The organism is Allorhizobium sp. GW101-3B10, assembly GCF_059424725.1.
The window spans coordinates 3,483,382-3,501,668 of sequence record NZ_JBWKZR010000001.1 but is presented as its reverse complement, the minus strand read 5'-3'; the positions used below and the strand labels follow the sequence as shown (position 1 = coordinate 3,501,668).

Genomic DNA, 18,287 nt, shown 5'->3' with positions numbered 1-18,287 from the left:
AAAATTGCTTTTTTGGAGGGTTTGGTCAAGTCGAACCGTGGAGAGCAGGCGAATTTCTTAAGTAGGGGGGGTCAGAGGCTGAACTTGTCGCCGAGATAGAGCCGGCGCACATCGGCATTGTTGACGATGTCGTTGGCGCGTCCGTGGGTCAAGACCTCACCGGCGTGGATGATGTAGGCGCGGTCGATCAGGCCGAGCGTTTCACGCACATTATGGTCGGTGATCAGCACGCCGATGCCGCGGGCCGTCAGGTGGCGCACCAGGTTCTGGATGTCGGAGACCGAGATCGGGTCGACGCCGGCAAAGGGCTCGTCGAGCAGCATGAAGGTCGGGTCCGTGGCCAGCGCCCGGGCGATTTCGAGGCGGCGGCGCTCGCCCCCCGACAGCGCCACGGCCGGTGCCTTGCGAAGCTTCTCGATATGGAATTCGCTCAGCAACTCGTCGAGCTTGGCTTCGCGCTTCTTGCGGTCGCTCTCGTGCAGTTCGAGAACCGCCCGGATATTCTCCTCGACCGTCAGGCCGCGAAAGATCGACGCTTCCTGAGGCAGGTAGCCGACGCCGAGGCGCGCGCGCCGATACATCGGCATGCCGGTCACTTCATTGCCGTTGATGGCGATGGTGCCCGCATCGACGGGAACGAGGCCGGTGATCATGTAGAAGCAGGTCGTCTTGCCGGCGCCGTTCGGACCGAGAAGGCCGACCGCCTCGCCGCGGCGCACGACGAGCGAAACACCGTTGACCACGCGCCGCGTGTTGTAGCTCTTCGTCAGGCCGTGGGCGATCAGCGTGCCCTCGTAGCGCGCCTTGTCCAGGCGCGTCTCCGCAGGCTTCGGCGGCTGCGCCTGCTTTGCGCCGATCAGGTCTGAGACGACGGGAATCTTCACGTTGGGGCCGATGCTACTAATTCTTCTTCTGGGACTTGGGGTCGAGCTGGATCTGCACCCGGCCGCCGCAACTGTCGAGCTTTGCTTCCCCGGAATTCATCTGCACCGTCAGCTTGCAGCCGACAAAGACATTCTGGCCTTCCGACAGCACCACGCGGTCGCCCTCGAGGACGAAGACCTGGGCGTCGAGATTGAAGGTGCCCTTGTCGGCGGTCGCCTGCTGCGTTCCCGAAGATAGGAACACCTTGTCCGTCACGTCGATCTTCTCGATGTCGGCATCGCCGTTGGTGACACTGGTGCCTTCACCGCGGTAATGCACCGTCATGTTGCCGGACTGCAGCGTGGTCGTGCCCTGCACGACCTTGACATTGCCGGAGAACAGCGCGGTCTTCTCCTGCTCGCGGATCTCAAGCGCATCGCTCTCGATCTGGATCGGCTGTTCGTTCGACAGCTTGAGGCCGTTCAGATTGCTCTTCGTCGATTGGGCGAGCGCGGCCGGAGATGCGGCCATGAGCGCGAAGCCCGTGGCGATTAGCAGGCCGGTCGGCAGAAGCGGTGTGCGGCGTTCGAATATCATGACTGGCCCGGCTCTCAATTGCCCGTTTTGCGGATGGCGGAGGGTTGGATGTTCACCCGAACGGCGCCCTGAAAAGTGATAATGCGTCCCTTATCCGTTATCTTGAGCGACTGCGCAACAATGGACGCTTCGTCGGCCTTGATGGCGACCGGCTCGCTCGTCTCCATCTTGCCGCCCTTGATGTCGAGATGGGCCGACTGGAAGCTGGCTTCGAGACCGGTCGACAGCTTGATGGTGAAGGGCTTGTCCATGTCGAGAAGGTCGGAAGAGCGATCGAAGACGCCGCTCAGGGCCTCGACTCTGGCGATGATCTTCTCGTTTAGCGGAACCGCGGCGGCGATCGTCTCGAGTGCGATGATGTTCGGATTCTTGATGTCCTGGAGCGCGCGCTCGGCGCGCATCGAATAGCTGATGCCGTCTTCGTTGCGCCCGGCGATCGCCGGCTTTTCCATCACGACCTTGCCGTTCTCGATCTTGGCGGAGGCAATCTGCAGGTTTTCCGGCAGGTAGGCCCTGACCACGGAGACGCCGAAAAAGGCGAGCGAAATGATGAAGGCGCCGATCGGCAGCAGGATCTTCAGCCGCTTGACGCGCGCCGAGTGGCTGACCGCAAGACGATAGGGATCGCCGCCTGGCCGGCCGCCAGCGGTCGTCGCACTATAGTCTACGCGATTCAGCATGCATGAGGCCTGTTCGGGTTCGCCCGCCCGGAAACGCTTTGGGAGGAATCCGGCTGACATTTCGCATTATTGCGTTCTCTTGCCAATATGGAAATTGCGTCTGCGAATACAAGCCGCGGCGCATTCTGAGTGCCCGATCGCCCATCGGCAAAGGTTCCGACCGATCCCGGGCGCACGAGATGCCCCAATGCGACCGCGAAGGTTGATTATCGCGTGACATTGTGGTGTTTTACCGGCGGCCCGGCAGATCGCCTCGGGCTGGTTAAGTTGTTCCTTGACGCTGCTTTTTTGGTTTGGCACGTTTGGAGCGACCAAGGTTTACTCAACCATTCAGGGGGCGCGCGTGATCAAGTCGGAACTGGTGCAGATTGTCGCGGCGCGTAATCCGCACCTCTATCATCGTGACGTGGAAAATATCGTCAATGCGGTGCTGGACGAGATCACCGACGCGCTCGCGGCGGGCAATCGCGTCGAATTGCGCGGCTTCGGCGCCTTTTCGGTGAAGAACCGGCCGTCGCGGTCGGGACGCAATCCGCGCACGGGCGAGACCGTCTTCGTCGAAGAAAAATGGGTCCCGTTCTTCAAGACCGGCAAGGAACTGCGCGAGCGGCTCAACCCCGGCATGGCCGACGAAGGCGACGAATAAGAGATCGAAGCCCGGCGCGCTTGAAAAGCCCCCGGTCGGGCTTAACTTGGAGGCATCCGCCGAGTTGAACCCGGATGCGTGGTGGTAAGCCGCCGAGGAGTAATGCGCTATGGTCAAGAAAGTCGTCAGTCTGGTTGTCTTCGTGCCCCTGGCGATCGTGCTGATCGTCCTGTCGGTCGCCAATCGGCAGGCCGTCACCCTGGCGCTCAATCCGTTCAAGCCCGACGATGCGCTTCTGTCGCTGACCGCGCCGTTCTTCGTCTTCCTGTTCCTCGCGCTCATCCTCGGCCTGCTGCTGGGCTCTGCCGCGACCTGGCTCGCCCAGGGCAAGTATCGCAAGAAGGCCCGCACCGAATCCCGCTCGGCGGTGCGCTGGCAGGCGGAAGCCGATCGCCACAAGAGCCGCGCCGAAGAGATCGCCGGTCGCGGGCTTCCGCAATTGCCGGCCAAGTGACGCCGTTTCCCGGCGAGGGAACGGCCGTGGCATCGTGAAAGCGCTTTTCCCTGCATGGCGGTGGTGCTAAGGCGTTTCGCTCAATTTCAGGACAAGCAGGATCAGCGTGTGAAGAACAAGGAACGCCGGCCGATGCAGAAGGCATCCGCCGGAAAAGCCGGCAAGGCGACCAAGCCCGTCAAGGGCGGCCCGCGCGAGGCGGAAAAGGCCGTACCCTTCAAGCCGCGCGGCGATCGTCGTCCCGAAAGCGCGACGCGCGCGCCGCGGCCGGCCGACGCCCCTCCGGTATCGGAACCCGTGAAGGCGCCCGCCGAGCCCCAGCGCACGCTGATGGTGCGGACCGGAGAACGCCCGGCCGAGCGCGTGCCGCTGATCCTCGAATCCCAGGGTGCCGGCGACTTCCACCTGATCGACAGCGGCGAGGGCGAGAAGCTTGAGCAATACGGCCCCTATCGCGTCGTCAGGCCCGAGGGCCAGGCCCTGTGGCCGAAGGCGCTGCCGGCGCATGTCTGGGAGCGCGCCGACGCGATCTTCACCGGCGATACCGACGAGGACGGCATGGGCCGCTGGCGCTTTCCGCGTGAGGCGCTCGGCGAAACCTGGCCGCTGTCGCTGCTCGGCGTCGATTTCCTCGGCCGCTTCACCTCCTTCCGTCATGTCGGCGTGTTTCCCGAACAGATCGCCCACTGGACCTGGATGAAGGAGCGCATCGAGACGGCCGGCCGGCCGCTGAAGGTGCTGAACCTGTTCGGCTATACCGGCGTCGCCTCTCTCGTTGCCGCCGCCGCCGGGGCCGAGGTCACCCATGTCGATGCGTCCAAGAAGGCGATCGGCTGGGCGCGCGAGAACCAGTCGCTGAGCCGGCTCGACAAGGCGCCGATCCGCTGGATCTGCGACGACGCGATGAAGTTCATCCAGCGCGAGGAACGGCGCGGCCATCGCTATGACATTATCCTGACCGATCCGCCGAAATTTGGCCGCGGGCCGAACGGCGAGGTCTGGCACCTGTTCGAGCACCTGCCGCTGATGCTCGACGTCTGCCGCGAACTCCTGGCGCCCAAGGCGCTCGGCCTGGTGCTGACCGCCTATTCGATCCGCGCGAGCTTCTACTCGATTCACGAACTGATGCGCGAGACGATGCGCGGCAAGGGCGGCCTGGTCGAGTCGGGCGAACTGGTGATCCGCGAGGCTGGCCTCGACGGCAAGACGCCGGGACGGGCGCTTTCGACCTCCCTTTTCAGCCGCTGGGTGCCGAAATGAGCGACGACTACAGAAACGACGGTCCGCGCCGCGTCGGCCAGGTGAAGGAAATCACCAGCCTCGCCAACCCGATCATCAAGGACATCAAGGCGCTGTCGCTGAAGAAGGCGCGTGACGAGACGAAGACCTTCATGGCGGAAGGCCTGAAGCTGGTCATCGACGCGCTCGAACTCGGCTGGACGATCCGGACGCTGATCTATTCCAAGGCGGCCAAGGGCAAGCCCATGGTCGAAAAGGTCGCCGCCCGCACCATCGCTTCCGGCGGCCTGGTGCTTGAGGTCAGCGAGAAGGTGATGTCGGCAATCACCCGTCGCGATAATCCGCAGATGGTCGCCGGCGTGTTCGAGCAGCGCTGGATGGCGCTGAAGGATGTCCGTCCTTCCGCATCGGAGACCTGGGTGGCGCTCGACCGCGTTCGTGATCCCGGCAATCTCGGCACCATCATCCGCACCGCCGACGCGGCCGGCGCTTCGGGCGTGATCCTGGTCGGCGACTGCACCGATCCGTTTTCGCTGGAAACCGTGCGCGCCACGATGGGCTCACTCTTCGCCGTGCCGCTGGTCAAGACGACGCCCGCCGACTTTCTGCGCTGGAAGAAGGACAGCGGTGCGCGGCTCGTCGCGACCCATCTCGCCGGCGCGGTCGACTACCGCACCATCGACTACCGCAGCAGGCCGGTCGTGCTGATGATGGGCAACGAGCAATCCGGCCTGCCGGACGATCTGGCGGGAGCCGCCGATGCGCTGGCCCGCATTCCGCAGGTCGGCCGCGCCGATTCCCTCAATCTCGCCGTCGCGACCGGCGTCATGCTGTTCGAAGTGCGTCGGCACCTTCTGAGCCTCGACAAGCCGCAATGAACGCTTTCCTCGCACCCTTCAGCCGGCCCTTACCGGCCGCCATCTTCATCGTCGTCGCCTTGCTGCTCGACCAGGCGATCAAGCTTGCCGTCGAGCTTTACCTGCCGCTGCACGAGGCCGTGCCAATCATGCCGATGCTGGCGCTCTATCGCACGCACAATCTCGGCGTGGCCTTCTCCATGCTGGCCGACGCCCAAGGCTGGTTCATCGTCGGGCTGCGCATCGCCATCGTCGCCTTCGTCATGTGGCTATGGGGTCGCACGGGCCCGGGGCATCACATCGCTCATCTCGGCTTTGCCATGATCATCGCCGGGGCGCTCGGCAACATCATCGACCGCTTCATCTACGGCCATGTCGTCGATTACGTGCTGTTCTATACGCAGACCTGGTCCTTTGCCGTCTTCAACCTTGCCGATAGCTTCATTTCGGTCGGCGCGTTTCTCATTCTGGTCGACGAGATACTGGCGCACCGTGCATCGGAGGCGTAATCTACAGCATGCCGCAGATCGGATATTCGACGACGCAGGTGAAGCTGAGGGGCCGGCGTGGCACGCCGCGATTATGCCGCAGGCCCTGTCACTTTCTTGTCGCAGATCCATGGTTTATGGCACTGAACACAAGATGGACGAGTCGCTATGAGCATTGAACTTTTGGATCGAGTGTCCCTGGTCGATGGTGCTGCGCAGTCCAATGGCGCGGCGGCCAGGCCGTCGGAAGGCCTGCTCGGGCGCATCGGCAATCTCGAAACCCGGATTGCCCGCAACGAGCGCGAGATCGACGCCGCGCAGGCGGTTCGTTACCGTGTGTTCATCGAGGAGATGGGGGCAAAGATCGCCCCGGACGCGACGCGCCGCAAGCGCGACATCGATGCATGGGACGCTGTCTGCGATCATCTCCTGGTATTGGACTGCTCGGTCGAGGGGGATCCCGAGGACCAGATCGTCGGCACCTACCGCCTGTTGCGCCATGACGTGGCGCGAAACCACGGCGGCTTCTACTCGGCGACCGAATTCGAGGTTGAATCCTTGATGGCGCGTCATCCGGAAAAGCGCTTCATGGAACTCGGCCGCTCCTGTGTCCTGCCGGAATACCGCACCAAGCGCACCGTCGAACTCCTGTGGCAGGGCTGCTGGGCCTATGCACTGATGCACCGTGTCGACGCCATGTTCGGCTGCGGTTCTTTCCCCGGCATCCGGCCGGAGGAGCATGCGCTGGCGCTCTCCTTCCTCTACCACCACGCAGTGGCGCGCGGCGAATGGGCTGTCCGGGCCCTGCCGGGACTCTATCGCGAAATGGACCTGATGCCGGTCGAGGCGATCAACCCGCGCAAGGCCCTTGCCGCCATGCCGCCGCTAATCAAGGGCTATCTGCGGCTTGGCGCGATGATCGGCGAGGGCGCGGTGGTCGACCACGCCTTCAACACCACCGACGCCCTGATCGTGCTGCCGATCTCCAGCATTTCCGACCGCTATCGCAACTATTACGGTGCCGACGCGGGCCGGTTCGCCAGCTGATCACCTGACAGCCCGGTTTCTGCCCATGGCTTCGCCTGACCGCGGGCTCTTCCTGCTGACCGCTTCGTAGTCATGCCCGTCGCTCGGCGGTGGCACGAGCGGCAGGTCGGCAAGCTCGCGCGTCGACATGGCGGCGATGTCCGGATGGGAGAGCGGGTCCCGCGACCAGTCCTCGTCCGCCCCTCTCCAGTTTTTCCGGGATTGCTGGCGACCGAAGAGAAACTTCAGCATCGGCACGCTCCTTCCCTGACGCGTTAAGACGAAGGCCGGCTTGGCGGAGCTTTCGGCCGTGGGTTTCTTCTGCGCGATACTCGGTTATCCAGGCATGCCTCGCAATTGAGTTTCGTGGGGAGAGCCTTTAGAAAAGCTATATGCGAAATCTCAATCTCATCCATCTGAACGGTCTGCGTGCGGTGGAGGCGGTCGGCCGGCTGGGCTCGCTTCCGGCCGCGGCCGAAGAGCTGGGCGTGTCGGTCGGTGCCGTCAGCCAGCAGGTGATCAAGGCCGAGCAGCAATTGCACCACAAGCTCTTCGAGCGCCAGCCGAAGGGCATGGTGCCGACCGAGGCAGGCCGCGACATCCTGCCCCGGCTGGCCGAGGCCTTTCGCTTGCTGTCCGGCGCGGTCGCTGCCGCCCATCACCGCAATGACGACCTGCTGACGATCTCGGTCGCACCCGTCTTCGCCGCGCGCTGGCTGGTCTACCGGCTGGGGGCATTCTCCGAGCGCCACCCCGACATCAACCTGCGGATCGACGCCACCACCCGGCTTGTCGATCCGGCGGTGTCCGACGTCGATCTCTGCATTCGCGTCGGCAAGGGGCAATGGCCGGGAGCGCGCGCCGAACTGCTGCTCGAACAGAGGATCTTTCCGGTCTGCGCGCCGGCCCTCGCCGAACGGCTGTCCGCTCCGGAGGATCTCCTGGAACTGCCGGCCATCATCGACGGGAGGGCCATGTTCAGCTGGGAAGTCTGGCTCGGCGCAGTCGGTCTCGCGGGAAGGCCCGTGAATGTGCGCCATGTTTTCAACGAGGCGTCACTCTGCCTCGACTCGGCGATCTCCGGCCAGGGCGTGATGCTCGCCTGGCAGACCATCGCGTCCCATGCGATACGGGCCGGCCAGCTGGTCGTGCCCTTTGGACCCTGGGTGGCGACGGGGGACGGCCATTATCTTGTCACTGCCGATACGGCCCGTCCCGACCCCAAGGTCGCGGCGTTCCGCCGCTGGCTGAAAGAGGAGCTGGCCGAGGACATGGAGCGGCTCGCGAAAGCCGCCCCGGGTCAGATTCATTCCCCGGCATTGTAGGCGGCAATCGCCGCCATGTTGACGATGTCGGTGTCCTTGGCGCCGATCTGGGCGATCTGCACCGATTTCTCCAGCCCGACCAGCAGCGGGCCGATCACGGTTGAGCCGCCGAGTTCCTGCAGCATCTTGGTCGAGATGGAAGCCGAGTGGATCGCCGGCATGACGAGCACGTTGGCGGTGCCCGACAGGCGGCAGAACGGATACTGCTCCATGCGATGCGCGTTGAGCGCCACGTCGGCCCCCATTTCGCCGTCATATTCGAAGTTGACGCGGCGTGCATCGAGGATCTTCACCGCTTCGCGGAGCCGCTCGGAACGCTCGCCGGTCGGATGGCCGAAGGTCGAATAGGCGAGAAGCGCGACGCGCGGCTCGTAGCCGAGGCGGTGGGCAAGGCCGGCCGCTTCCTCGGCGATGTCGGCGAGTTCCTCTGCCGTCGGCATGTCGTGGACGGCGGTGTCGGCCACCAGCACCGTGCGGCCGCGGGTCAGCGCCAGCGAGACGCCGATCACCCGGTGGCCCGGCTGCGGATCGATGCAGCGGCGCACGTCCTCCAGCGCGGTCGAGTAGTTGCGCGTCGTGCCCGTCACCATGGCGTCGGCGTCGCCGAGCGCCACCATGCAGGCGGCGAAGTGGTTGCGGTCGGTGTTGATCAGGCGCTGGCAGTCGCGGTGCAGGTAGCCTTTGCGCTGCAGGCGCGAGTAGAGATATTCGGTATAGGCGTCGACGCGGTTCGAGACGCGGGCGTTGACGACCTCGATGCCGGGACGGTCGAGGTCGATGCCGGCGCGTTCGGCGGTTTCCTTCAGCGGCGCATCGCGGCCGAGCAGGATGGCGGTGCCGAGCTCCTGGTTGACGAAGGAGATCGCCGCCCGCATCACCTGTTCCTCCTCGCCCTCGGCGAAGACGACCCGCTTCGGGTTCTGGCGCACCCGCTCATAGAGGTGCTGGGTCGTGGCGGCGATCGGATCGCGCCGGGCCGAAAGCTCGCGGCTGTAGGCGCCGAGATCTTCAATCGGCTTGCGTGCAACGCCGGTCTCCATGGCCGCCTTGGCAACCGCGACCGGAATGGCCGAGATCAGGCGCGGATCGAAGGGCACGGGAATGATGTATTCGGCGCCGAAACGCGGCCGGTTGCCCTGATAGGCAGCAGCGACATCGTCCGGCACGTCCTCGCGCGCCAGGCTTGCAAGCGCCCGCACAGCGGCGATCTTCATCGCGTCGTTGATCTGCGACGCGCGCACGTCGAGCGCCCCGCGGAAGATGTAGGGAAAGCCCAGCACGTTGTTGACCTGGTTCGGATAATCCGAGCGCCCGGTTGCCATGATTGCGTCGTCGCGGATCTCGGAGACTTCTTCCGGCGTGATTTCCGGGTCCGGATTGGCCATGGCGAAGATGATCGGGTTTGCCGCCATCGAGCGGATCATGTCGGAGGAGAAGGCGCCCTTCTGCGACAGGCCGAGCACGACGTCGGCGCCCTCCATGGCTTCCTTCAGCGTGCGGCGGTCTGTCTTGACCGCATGCGCCGACTTCCACTGGTTCATGCCCTCGATGCGGCCCTGGTAGATCACGCCCTTGGTGTCGCACAGGATGATGTTGGCGGGATTGAAGCCCATCGCCTTGATGAGTTCGATGCAGGCGATCGCGGCAGCGCCGGCGCCGTTGCACACCAGCTTCGTGGTCTTGAAGTCGCGGCCGGTCAGTTCGAGCGCGTTGATCAGGCCGGCCGCGGCGATGATCGCCGTGCCGTGCTGATCATCATGGAAGACGGGGATGTCCATGATCTCGCGCAGCCGCTGTTCGATGATGAAGCAGTCGGGTGCCTTGATGTCCTCGAGATTGATGCCGCCGAAGGACGGGCCGAGATAGCGCACGCAGTTGATGAATTCCTCGACATTCTCCGTATCGACCTCGAGGTCGATCGAATCGACGTCGGCGAAGCGCTTGAAGAGCACGGCCTTGCCCTCCATCACCGGCTTGGAGGCCAGCGCGCCGAGATTGCCCAGCCCGAGGATCGCCGTGCCGTTGGAGATGACGGCGACCATGTTGCCGCGCGTCGTGTAGTCGTAGGCGGTTGCCGGATCGGCGGCGATCGCCTTCACCGGCACGGCGACGCCCGGCGAATAGGCGAGCGAAAGGTCGCGCTGGGTGGCCATGGCCTTGGTCGGGGTGATCTCCAGCTTGCCGGGGCGTCCCTGCGAATGAAAGTCGAGCGCTTCCTGCTCCGTGACGGACGTCTTGCTGCGCGGGTTGCGATCCTTGCTTGCCATGTTCCCTCGAACCTTGTTGTGGGCAGCCTTGCGCCGGCTGTCCTTGGTGGTTGTTTTTGTTTGCTATAGGTCGTTAGTGTTGCACGACTTCCTTTTCAAGAAAACTTTAGACAGTGACAATCAACAGCGCCCCCACCAACGAGGTCCTGAACGCCGCCGAGCTTGCCTCGGAGGAAAGCCGCGCGTCCGCCACCCCGATGATGGAACAGTATATCGAGATCAAGGCCAACAATCCGGGCAGCCTGCTGTTCTACCGGATGGGCGATTTCTACGAGCTGTTCTTCGAGGACGCCGTCGACGCCTCGCGCGCCCTCGGCATCACCCTGACCAAGCGCGGCCAGCATCTCGGCCAGGACATCCCGATGTGCGGCGTGCCGGTCCATGCCGCCGACGATTACCTGCAGAAGCTAATCTCGCTCGGCTTTCGGGTGGCGGTCTGCGAGCAGGTGGAGGACCCGGCCGAGGCGAAGAAGCGCGGATCGAAATCGGTAGTCAAGCGCGACGTCGTGCGCCTGGTCACCCCCGGCACGCTGACCGAGGAAAAGCTGCTTTCGCCATCGGAATCGAACTACCTGATGGCGCTCGCCCGCATCCGCGGCGGCTCCACGCCGCAGCTGGCGATCGCCTGGATCGACATCTCGACCGGCATCTTCCGTCTCGCCGAGACAGACGAGGGGCGCCTGCTCGCCGATATCCTGCGGATCGAGCCGCGTGAGCTGATCGTCGCCGACACCCTGTTCTTCGATCCCGAGCTGAAACCCGCCTTCGACGTGCTCGGCCGCGTCGTCGTGCCCCAGCCGGCGGTGCTGTTCGACAGCGCCGCGGCGGAGGGTCGCATCGCCCGCTATTTCGGCGTGAAGACGCTGGACGGTTTCGGCTCGTTCAGCCGCGCCGAGATTGCGGCGGCGGCCGCCGCCGTCGCCTATGTCGAGAAGACCCAGATCTCCGAGCGCCCGCCGCTCGGGCTTCCCGAGCGCCAGAGCGCCGCCTCGACCCTGTTCATCGACCCAGCCACCCGTGGGAATCTCGAACTGGTGAAGACGCTGTCGGGCGATCGCAACGGTTCGCTGCTGAAAGCCATCGACCGTACGGTCACGGGCGGCGGCGCCCGCCTAATGGCCGAACGGCTGATGTCGCCGCTCACCGATCCGGATGCCATCGCCGGCCGCCAGGATTCCGTCGCCTTCCTGCTGTCCGAGCCTTCACTTTCCGATCGGCTGCGCGACGGCCTGAAGCGGGTGCCCGACATGCCGCGCGCGCTTTCACGCCTGGCGCTCGATCGCGGCGGCCCGCGCGACCTCGGTGCCATCCTGCAGGGGATCGCCGCGGCCGGGGAAGTCGCGGCCCTGCTGGGAGACGTTGCTCTTCCCGAAGAACTCGCCGCAGCCGTCACCGATCTCAAGGCCCTGCCCAACGGCCTCGCCGACCTGCTCGGTGCCATGCTGGCCGAAGACCTGCCCTTGCTGAAGCGCGACGGAGGATTCCTCAAGGCCGGTGCCGTCCCTGCGCTTGATGAGGTTCGGGCGCTCCGCGACCAGTCGCGCCGGGTGATCGCTGGCCTGCAACTGCAATATGCCGAGGAGACCGGCATCAAGTCGCTGAAAATCAAGCACAACAACGTGCTCGGCTATTTCATCGAGGTGACCGCCGGCAATTCCGGGACGATGACGGAAGGGGAGGCTGCCAAGGCCCGCTTCATTCACCGTCAGACCATGGCAAGCGCCATGCGCTTCACCACGACCGAGCTTGCCGATCTCGAAACCCGCATCGCCAATGCCGCCGGCCAGGCGCTGTCGATCGAACTCGAAGCCTTCGAGCGGATGACGGCGGACGTGGTGGCCGCCGCCGAGCCGATCAAGGCGGCGGCGCGGGCGCTTGCCGTGATCGACGTCGCAGCCGGACTCGCGGCCCTTGCCGAGGAGCAGGGCTATTGCCGCCCGCTGGTCGATGACAGCAACATGTTTTCCATCGTCGCCGGGCGCCATCCTGTGGTGGAACAGGCGCTACGCCGCCAGTCGGCGAGCCCCTTCATCGCCAATGACTGCAATCTCTCGCCCTCCGAGACGGGTTCGGACGGGGCGATCTGGCTGCTGACCGGCCCGAACATGGGCGGTAAGTCGACTTTCCTGCGCCAGAACGCGCTGATCGCCATCCTGGCCCAGATGGGCTCCTTCGTGCCGGCGGGCGCCGCCCATATCGGTGTGGTCGACCGTCTGTTTTCCCGCGTCGGCGCTTCCGACGACCTGGCGCGCGGCCGCTCGACCTTCATGGTCGAGATGGTCGAGACGGCGGCGATCCTCAACCAGGCGACCGAGCGCTCGCTCGTCATTCTCGACGAGATCGGCCGTGGCACGGCGACCTTCGACGGCCTGTCGATCGCCTGGGCGGCGGTCGAGCACCTGCACGAGGTCAATCGCTGCCGGGCGCTGTTCGCCACCCATTTCCACGAACTGACGGTGCTCTCGGAAAAGCTCGGCCGCCTTTCCAATGTCACCATGCGGGTCAAGGAATGGGACAACGACGTCATCTTCCTCCACGAGGTCGGCCCCGGCGCCGCCGACCGGTCCTACGGCATCCAGGTGGCGCGCCTTGCCGGCCTACCGGCCTCGGTCGTGGCCCGGGCGCGCGACGTGCTGACAAGGCTGGAGGATGCCGACCGCAAGAACCCGGCGAGTTCGCTGATCGACGACCTGCCGCTTTTCCAGGTGGCGGTGCGGCGGGAGGAGGCGCGGAAGGCGGGGCCCTCGAAGGTCGAGGAAATGCTCAAAGGCCTCGATCTCGACGACATGACGCCGCGCCAGGCGCTCGACGCGCTCTATGATCTGAGGAAACAACTTGGCAAGCCTTGACGGCTAATATCCCTGTCCAAGGCGCCTGAAAGGCGTTATAGCGCCATCCGTCGCCGGCCCTCGGGCAGGCTGATAAGCCAGGAAAGCAAGCCGCAACAATGGCCATGACCGAACTCGAATACGGCGACCTGCTCGACGTCGCCGCCCTCAAGGCCGACTGCGAGGCCGTCGCCCGCGCCCATGCCGGGCATCTGCTCGACATTCGCGCTGGCCTGCTGCCGATCCTCAAAAAGGCGAGCGCCGACGGACGCGACCTGGCGAAGGCCAAGCTCTTCGCCGACGGCCGCGGCATTCATTGCGCCCAGCGCATTTCCTGGATCCAGGACCAGCTGATCTCTGTGATCTTCGATCTGGTGGTCCGGCATGTCTACCGCGACAAGGCCGATATGGTCGCCGTGTCGGCGGTCGGCGGCTATGGCCGCGGCACGCTGGCGCCGGGGTCGGACATCGACCTCCTCTTCCTCACCCCGCCGAAGCTGACCGCCGACATGCACAAGGCCGTCGAGTTCATCCTCTACCTGCTGTGGGACATCGGCTTCAAGGTCGGCCATGCGACGCGAACGGTCGACGAGTGCATGCGCCTGTCGAAGGGCGACATGACGATCCGGACCGCGATCCTCGAAACCCGCTTCGTCTGCGGCCAGGAAAGCCTCGTCACTGAACTGCAGCGCCGGTTCGACCAGGAAGTCACCAACAATACCGCGCCGGAATTCATCGCCGCCAAGCTGGGCGAGCGCGACGAGCGCCACCGCAAGGCCGGCGACAGCCGCTACCTCGTCGAACCGAACGTCAAGGAAGGCAAGGGCGGGCTTCGCGACCTGCAGACCCTGTTCTGGATCGCCAAGTACAAATACCATGTCCGCGATGCCGGTGATCTCGTCCGTCTCGGCGTCTTGTCCCGCCAGGAATGGCAGCTGTTCCAGAAGGCGGACGACTTCCTCTGGGCTGTCCGATGCCACATGCACTACCTGACCGGCAAACCGGAGGAGCGCCTGTATTTCGACATTCAGCCAGAGATCGCCCGCAATCTCGGCTATCAGCCGCGCCCCGGTCTCTCGGCCGTCGAGCGCTTCATGAAGCACTATTTCCTGGTGGCGAAGGATGTCGGCGACCTGACCCGCATCTTCTGCGCGACGCTGGAAGAACAGCAGGCGAAAGCCGCTCCGGGCCTGACCGGCGTGATCGGCCGCTTCGCCAACCGGCCGCGCAAGATCCCCGGCACGCCGGAATTCATCGAGGATCGCGGCCGCATCGCGCTTGCCGTTCCGGAGGTGTTCAAGCGCGATCCGGTTTCGATCATGCGGCTCTTCCATGTTGCCGACCTGAACGGTCTGGAATTCCATCCCGATGCGTTGAAGGCCGTGACCCGCTCGCTGGCCCTGATCGACCATAATTTCCGCGAAAACGAGGAGGCGAACCGGCTTTTCCTCGCGGTGCTGACCTCGCGCCGTGATCCGGGGCAGATCCTGCGCCGGATGAACGAATCCGGCGTGCTTGGCCGTTTCGTGCCGGAGTTCGGCAAGATCGTCTCGATGATGCAGTTCAACATGTATCATCACTACACGGTCGACGAACACCTGATCCGCACGGTGGAAGTCCTCGCCGAGATCGACAAGGGCAAGGCCGAGGAGATCCATCCGCTTGCCGCCAAGCTCATGCCGGGCATCGAGGACCGCCAGTCGCTCTATGTGGCAGTCCTGCTGCACGATGTCGCCAAGGGCCGGCAGGAAGACCACTCGATCGCCGGCGCGAAAGTGGCGCGCAAGCTCTGCCCGCGCTTCGGCCTCAACCCCAAGCAGACGGAGCTCGTCGTCTGGCTGATCGAGCAGCATCTGCTGATGTCGATGGTCGCCCAGACCCGCGACCTGCACGACCGCAAGACGATCACCGACTTCGCCGACAAGGTCCAGTCGCTCGACCGGCTGAAGATGCTGCTCGTCCTGACCGTGTGCGACATCCGCGCCGTCGGGCCGGGCGTGTGGAACGGCTGGAAGGGCCAGCTGCTGCGCACGCTCTACTACGAGACCGAACTTCTGCTCTCCGGCGGTTTTTCGGAAGTCTCGCGCAAGGAGCGCGCCAAGCACGCCGCCGAACAGCTCGGCAAGGCGCTCGGCAACTGGAGCCAGAAGGACCAGAAGACCTATACCAAGCTGCACTACGAGCCCTACCTGCTCTCCGTCGAGCTGGAGGACCAGATCCGTCACGCCCATTTCATCCGCGAGTCGGACAAGGCGGGCAAGGCACTGGCGACCATGGTGCGGACCCATTCCTTTCACGCCATCACCGAGATCACGGTGCTCTCGCCCGACCATCCGCGCCTGCTGTCGATCATCGCCGGTGCCTGTGCGGCCGCCGGAGCCAACATCGCCGACGCGCAGATCTTCACCACCTCCGACGGCCGAGCCCTCGACACCATCCTGATCAATCGCGAGTTTCCGATCGACGAGGACGAGATGCGCCGTGCCGCCACCATCGGCAAGATGATCGAGGACGTGCTGTCAGGCCACAAGCGCCTTCCGGAAGTCATCGCCACGCGCAGCAAGGGCAAGAAGAAGAACAAGACCTTCCCCGTCCAGCCGGATGTGACGATCTCCAACGCCCTTTCCAACAAGTTCACCGTCGTCGAGGTCGAATGCCTCGACCGCATCGGCTTGCTGGCGGAAATCACCGCCGTCCTGTCCGACCTGTCGCTCGACATCCACTCGGCACGCATCACCACCTTCGGCGAGAAGGTCATCGACACCTTCTACGTCACCGATCTGGTTGGCCAGAAGATCACCAACGAGAACCGCCAGGCCAGCATCGTGACCCAGCTGAAGGGTGTCATGGCTGAGCAGGGCGACGAACTGCGCGACCGAATGCCGTCCGGCATCATCGCCCAGGCCGTCCAGCGCTCCGCGCCCGCCCAGAAGAAGGCCAAGGTCTGACCATGGGACTGGTGAAGAAGTTCATGACCGTCGGCGGCGCGACGCTCGGCAGTCGCGTGTTCGGCTTCGCCCGCGAAACGCTGATGGCGGCCGCCCTCGGCACGGGGCCGATGGCCGACGTCTTCTATGCCGCCTTCCGTTTTCCGAACCTCTTCCGCCGGCTGTTCGCCGAAGGGGCCTTCAATGCCGCCTTCGTTCCGCTTTTCGCCAAGGAGATCGAGGCGAACGGCGTCGACGGCGCCAAGCGCTTTTCCGAAGAGGTCTTCGGCGTCCTGTTCTCGGTGCTCCTGCTCATCACCATCGTCATGGAATTGTCCATGCCGCTCCTGGTGCGATGGGTCATCGCGCCGGGTTTTTCCGACGATCCGGAAAAATTCTCGCTGACGGTCCGGCTCGCCGTGGTCATGTTTCCCTATCTGATGTGCATGTCGCTGACGGCCATGCTGTCCGGCATGCTCAATTCGCTGCACCATTTCTTCGCCGCTGCGATCGCCCCCGTCTTTCTCAACGTGATGATGATCGGCGCGCTGCTCTGGGCGCTCTACAGCGGCGCCGACCCGGCTCTGACCGCCTGGTACCTGTCCTGGTCGGTGCTCGGCGCGGGCCTGTTGCAGATGGCCGTCGTTTATGCCGGCGTTCGCCATGCCGGCATGAGCATTGCCTTCAAGCTTCCGCGCTTCACCCCGAATGTGAAGCGCCTTCTGGTGCTGGCCGTACCGGCTGCGGTGACGGGCGGCATCACCCAGATCAACCAGCTGATCGGTCAGGCGATCGCCTCCGGCAAGGAAGGCGCGATTGCCGCCCTGCAATATGCCGACCGTATCTACCAGCTGCCGCTCGGCGTCGTCGGCGTGGCCGTCGGTGTCGTGCTGCTGCCCGAACTCGCGCGTGCGCTGAAGTCCGGGCACATGAAAGAGGCCGGCAATATCCAGAACCGCTCGATGGAATTCGTGCTGTTCCTCACGCTGCCGGCCGCGGCCGCGCTCTGGGTTCTGTCCGACGAAATCATCCGCGTGCTCTACGAGCGCGGCGCCTTTTCGCAGGAGAACACCACGGTCGTCGCCGCCATCCTGGCGATCTACGGCATCGGTTTGCCGGGCTTCGTGATGATCAAGGCGCTGCAGCCGGGCTTCTACGCCCGCGAGGACACCCGTACGCCGATGCGGTTCACCGGCATCTCCGTGGTGATCAACTCGGCGCTGGCGATCTCGCTCTTTCCGATTCTGGCCGAGCGCGGCATCGCGGTCGCCGAAGCGGCAGCCGGCTGGGTCAACACGATGCTGCTCTTCGCCACGCTGTATCGGCGCGGCCACCTGACCTGGGAATGGGCACTCCTAACCCGCACGCTGCGCCTCATCGTCGCCGCGGCGATCATGGCGGTCATGCTCGTCTACCTGTCGGACTACTGGTCGTCCTGGCTGGCGCCGGAAGCCTCGCTGCTCCATCAGGTCACGGCGCTCGGCGGTCTGGTTGCCGTCGCGATGGTGGTCTATTTTTCCATTGCCTTTGCCATCGGCGGCGCTGATCTCGGCATGCTGCGGCGGAACCTCAAGCGCAAGCCGAGGGTCTGACCGGGCGCTTGGTCTAGCGCCGCTTGCAGTGTGTCCAGGTGCGCTTCGGGCCGATGTCGACATGCACCAGGCCGTTGCAGTAGCGACCGATGCCGCCAATGCCGGGCGCGGTCGCCGCCGCCGCGAGCACGCGCTTTTCCGAGACACCGGGCACGCGGATGTCGGCCGCATAACAGTGGCTGTGCTGCGATGTGCCGGAACGCGGGCGATGGCCCGACGTGATGATCGGCTTGCGCTTGGTCTCCACGGCGATATGGGCGAGAATCGCCTTCAGTTTCGTCGGAAAGCAGCTGGCCCTGACACTCACCCGCTGCAGCGTATAGGCCGCCGTGTAGTCGTGATTGAGCTTGGTGACGCGGCGTTTCTGGCTCTCACCGGCTTCGACGGTGGCATTGAAGCCGAGTGCCAAAAGACAGGCAAGCGCGATGCGAAAAGTAATGCGCATGGCATCCCCCGTGAAAGGACCTTTCGTCATGAAAGGCTGATTAGGTTGCGGG

The 18,287-nt window shown here is 64.7% G+C and carries 16 protein-coding genes; 10 read left to right on the top strand and 6 right to left on the bottom strand.

Features of this window, described 5'->3' with window-relative positions:
- Window positions 1-71: 71 nt before the first annotated feature.
- Genes lptB through lptC form a run of 3 tightly spaced genes read right to left on the bottom strand, consistent with a single transcriptional unit; the run spans window position 72 to window position 2,141 of the window.
- Window positions 72-860, bottom strand: a complete 789-nt coding sequence (gene lptB, locus AC07Y0_RS17385; RefSeq protein WP_498680265.1) for an LPS export ABC transporter ATP-binding protein — start codon at window positions 858-860, stop codon at window positions 72-74.
- A gap of 40 nt (window positions 861-900) precedes the next feature.
- Window positions 901-1,479, bottom strand: a complete 579-nt coding sequence (locus AC07Y0_RS17380) for an LptA/OstA family protein (protein ID WP_498678968.1) — start codon at window positions 1,477-1,479, stop codon at window positions 901-903.
- A complete protein-coding gene (gene lptC / locus AC07Y0_RS17375) occupies window positions 1,476-2,141 on the bottom strand; it encodes an LPS export ABC transporter periplasmic protein LptC (protein WP_498678967.1) in 666 nt (221 codons plus the stop codon). The genes AC07Y0_RS17380 and lptC overlap by 4 nt, the downstream gene beginning before the upstream one ends.
- A 328-nt stretch (window positions 2,142-2,469) precedes the next feature.
- On the opposite strand from lptC, the gene AC07Y0_RS17370 reads away from it, so the two are divergent.
- From AC07Y0_RS17370 to olsB, 6 genes are all read left to right on the top strand, one after another.
- Complete coding sequence (locus AC07Y0_RS17370; protein WP_498680264.1) at window positions 2,470-2,787, top strand: integration host factor subunit beta; 318 nt, start codon at window positions 2,470-2,472, stop codon at window positions 2,785-2,787.
- Window positions 2,788-2,896: 109 nt separating this feature from the next.
- Window positions 2,897-3,241, top strand: coding sequence for a DUF1049 domain-containing protein (locus tag AC07Y0_RS17365; RefSeq protein WP_498678966.1), 345 nt, complete (start codon window positions 2,897-2,899; stop codon window positions 3,239-3,241).
- 54 nt (window positions 3,242-3,295) lie between these two features.
- Entirely contained in the window at window positions 3,296-4,501 is a 1,206-nt protein-coding gene (locus AC07Y0_RS17360; RefSeq protein ID WP_498678965.1) for a class I SAM-dependent methyltransferase, read from the top strand.
- Window positions 4,498-5,358: a TrmH family RNA methyltransferase gene (locus AC07Y0_RS17355; protein WP_498678964.1), complete on the top strand. Its 861-nt coding sequence runs from the start codon at window positions 4,498-4,500 to the stop codon at window positions 5,356-5,358. Before AC07Y0_RS17360 ends, AC07Y0_RS17355 begins: the two co-directional genes overlap by 4 nt.
- On the top strand, window positions 5,355-5,846 hold the full coding sequence (lspA, locus tag AC07Y0_RS17350; RefSeq protein WP_498678963.1) for a signal peptidase II: 492 nt from the start codon (window positions 5,355-5,357) through the stop codon (window positions 5,844-5,846). Before AC07Y0_RS17355 ends, lspA begins: the two co-directional genes overlap by 4 nt.
- A gap of 147 nt (window positions 5,847-5,993) precedes the next feature.
- Complete coding sequence (olsB, locus tag AC07Y0_RS17345) at window positions 5,994-6,872, top strand: l-ornithine N(alpha)-acyltransferase (RefSeq protein WP_498678962.1); 879 nt, start codon at window positions 5,994-5,996, stop codon at window positions 6,870-6,872.
- Here olsB and AC07Y0_RS17340 read toward each other — a convergent pair whose 3' ends face one another.
- Entirely contained in the window at window positions 6,873-7,103 is a 231-nt protein-coding gene (locus tag AC07Y0_RS17340; RefSeq protein WP_498678961.1) for a hypothetical protein, read from the bottom strand.
- 140 nt (window positions 7,104-7,243) lie between these two features.
- Here AC07Y0_RS17340 and AC07Y0_RS17335 point away from each other — a divergent pair, with 140 nt between their 5' ends.
- The gene (locus AC07Y0_RS17335) at window positions 7,244-8,176 is read left to right on the top strand and encodes a LysR substrate-binding domain-containing protein (protein WP_498678960.1); all 933 of its coding nucleotides are present in this window, start codon (window positions 7,244-7,246) and stop codon (window positions 8,174-8,176) included.
- Here the strand turns inward: AC07Y0_RS17335 and AC07Y0_RS17330 are convergent.
- The gene (locus AC07Y0_RS17330; protein WP_498678959.1) at window positions 8,158-10,443 is read right to left on the bottom strand and encodes an NADP-dependent malic enzyme; all 2,286 of its coding nucleotides are present in this window, start codon (window positions 10,441-10,443) and stop codon (window positions 8,158-8,160) included. The two genes, AC07Y0_RS17335 and AC07Y0_RS17330, sit on opposite strands and share 19 nt — an antisense overlap.
- Window positions 10,444-10,556: 113 nt before the next feature.
- On the opposite strand from AC07Y0_RS17330, the gene mutS reads away from it, so the two are divergent.
- The 3 genes from mutS (at window position 10,557) to murJ (ending at window position 17,790) form a co-directional block, all read left to right on the top strand.
- On the top strand, window positions 10,557-13,292 hold the full coding sequence (gene mutS, locus AC07Y0_RS17325; RefSeq protein ID WP_498678958.1) for a DNA mismatch repair protein MutS: 2,736 nt from the start codon (window positions 10,557-10,559) through the stop codon (window positions 13,290-13,292).
- Window positions 13,293-13,390: 98 nt separating this feature from the next.
- Window positions 13,391-16,219 (top strand): [protein-PII] uridylyltransferase, encoded by a 2,829-nt coding sequence (locus tag AC07Y0_RS17320; RefSeq protein ID WP_498678957.1) that lies wholly within the window; start codon window positions 13,391-13,393, stop codon window positions 16,217-16,219.
- Between the two features lie 2 nt (window positions 16,220-16,221).
- Window positions 16,222-17,790 carry a murein biosynthesis integral membrane protein MurJ gene (gene murJ / locus AC07Y0_RS17315; RefSeq protein ID WP_498678956.1) on the top strand — a complete coding sequence of 523 codons (1,569 nt, stop codon included), beginning with the start codon at window positions 16,222-16,224 and terminating at the stop codon, window positions 17,788-17,790.
- Between the two features lie 13 nt (window positions 17,791-17,803).
- Here the strand turns inward: murJ and AC07Y0_RS17310 are convergent, their stop codons facing one another.
- Complete coding sequence (locus AC07Y0_RS17310) at window positions 17,804-18,235, bottom strand: YcbK family protein (RefSeq protein WP_498678955.1); 432 nt, start codon at window positions 18,233-18,235, stop codon at window positions 17,804-17,806.
- Between the last annotated feature and the right edge of the window lie 52 nt (window positions 18,236-18,287).

Coding starts and splice junctions, on each gene's coding strand:
- lptC (WP_498678967.1), bottom strand. CDS start 2,141: ATGCTGAATCGCGTAGACTATAGTGCGACGACCGCTGGCGGCCGGCCA.
- AC07Y0_RS17365 (WP_498678966.1), top strand. CDS start 2,897: ATGGTCAAGAAAGTCGTCAGTCTGGTTGTCTTCGTGCCCCTGGCGATC.
- AC07Y0_RS17360 (WP_498678965.1), top strand. CDS start 3,296: ATGGCGGTGGTGCTAAGGCGTTTCGCTCAATTTCAGGACAAGCAGGAT.
- AC07Y0_RS17355 (WP_498678964.1), top strand. CDS start 4,498: ATGAGCGACGACTACAGAAACGACGGTCCGCGCCGCGTCGGCCAGGTG.
- lspA (WP_498678963.1), top strand. CDS start 5,355: ATGAACGCTTTCCTCGCACCCTTCAGCCGGCCCTTACCGGCCGCCATC.
- olsB (WP_498678962.1), top strand. CDS start 5,994: ATGAGCATTGAACTTTTGGATCGAGTGTCCCTGGTCGATGGTGCTGCG.
- AC07Y0_RS17340 (WP_498678961.1), bottom strand. CDS start 7,103: ATGCTGAAGTTTCTCTTCGGTCGCCAGCAATCCCGGAAAAACTGGAGA.
- AC07Y0_RS17335 (WP_498678960.1), top strand. CDS start 7,244: ATGCGAAATCTCAATCTCATCCATCTGAACGGTCTGCGTGCGGTGGAG.
- AC07Y0_RS17330 (WP_498678959.1), bottom strand. CDS start 10,443: ATGGCAAGCAAGGATCGCAACCCGCGCAGCAAGACGTCCGTCACGGAG.
- AC07Y0_RS17320 (WP_498678957.1), top strand. CDS start 13,391: ATGGCCATGACCGAACTCGAATACGGCGACCTGCTCGACGTCGCCGCC.
- murJ (WP_498678956.1), top strand. CDS start 16,222: ATGGGACTGGTGAAGAAGTTCATGACCGTCGGCGGCGCGACGCTCGGC.
- AC07Y0_RS17310 (WP_498678955.1), bottom strand. CDS start 18,235: ATGCGCATTACTTTTCGCATCGCGCTTGCCTGTCTTTTGGCACTCGGC.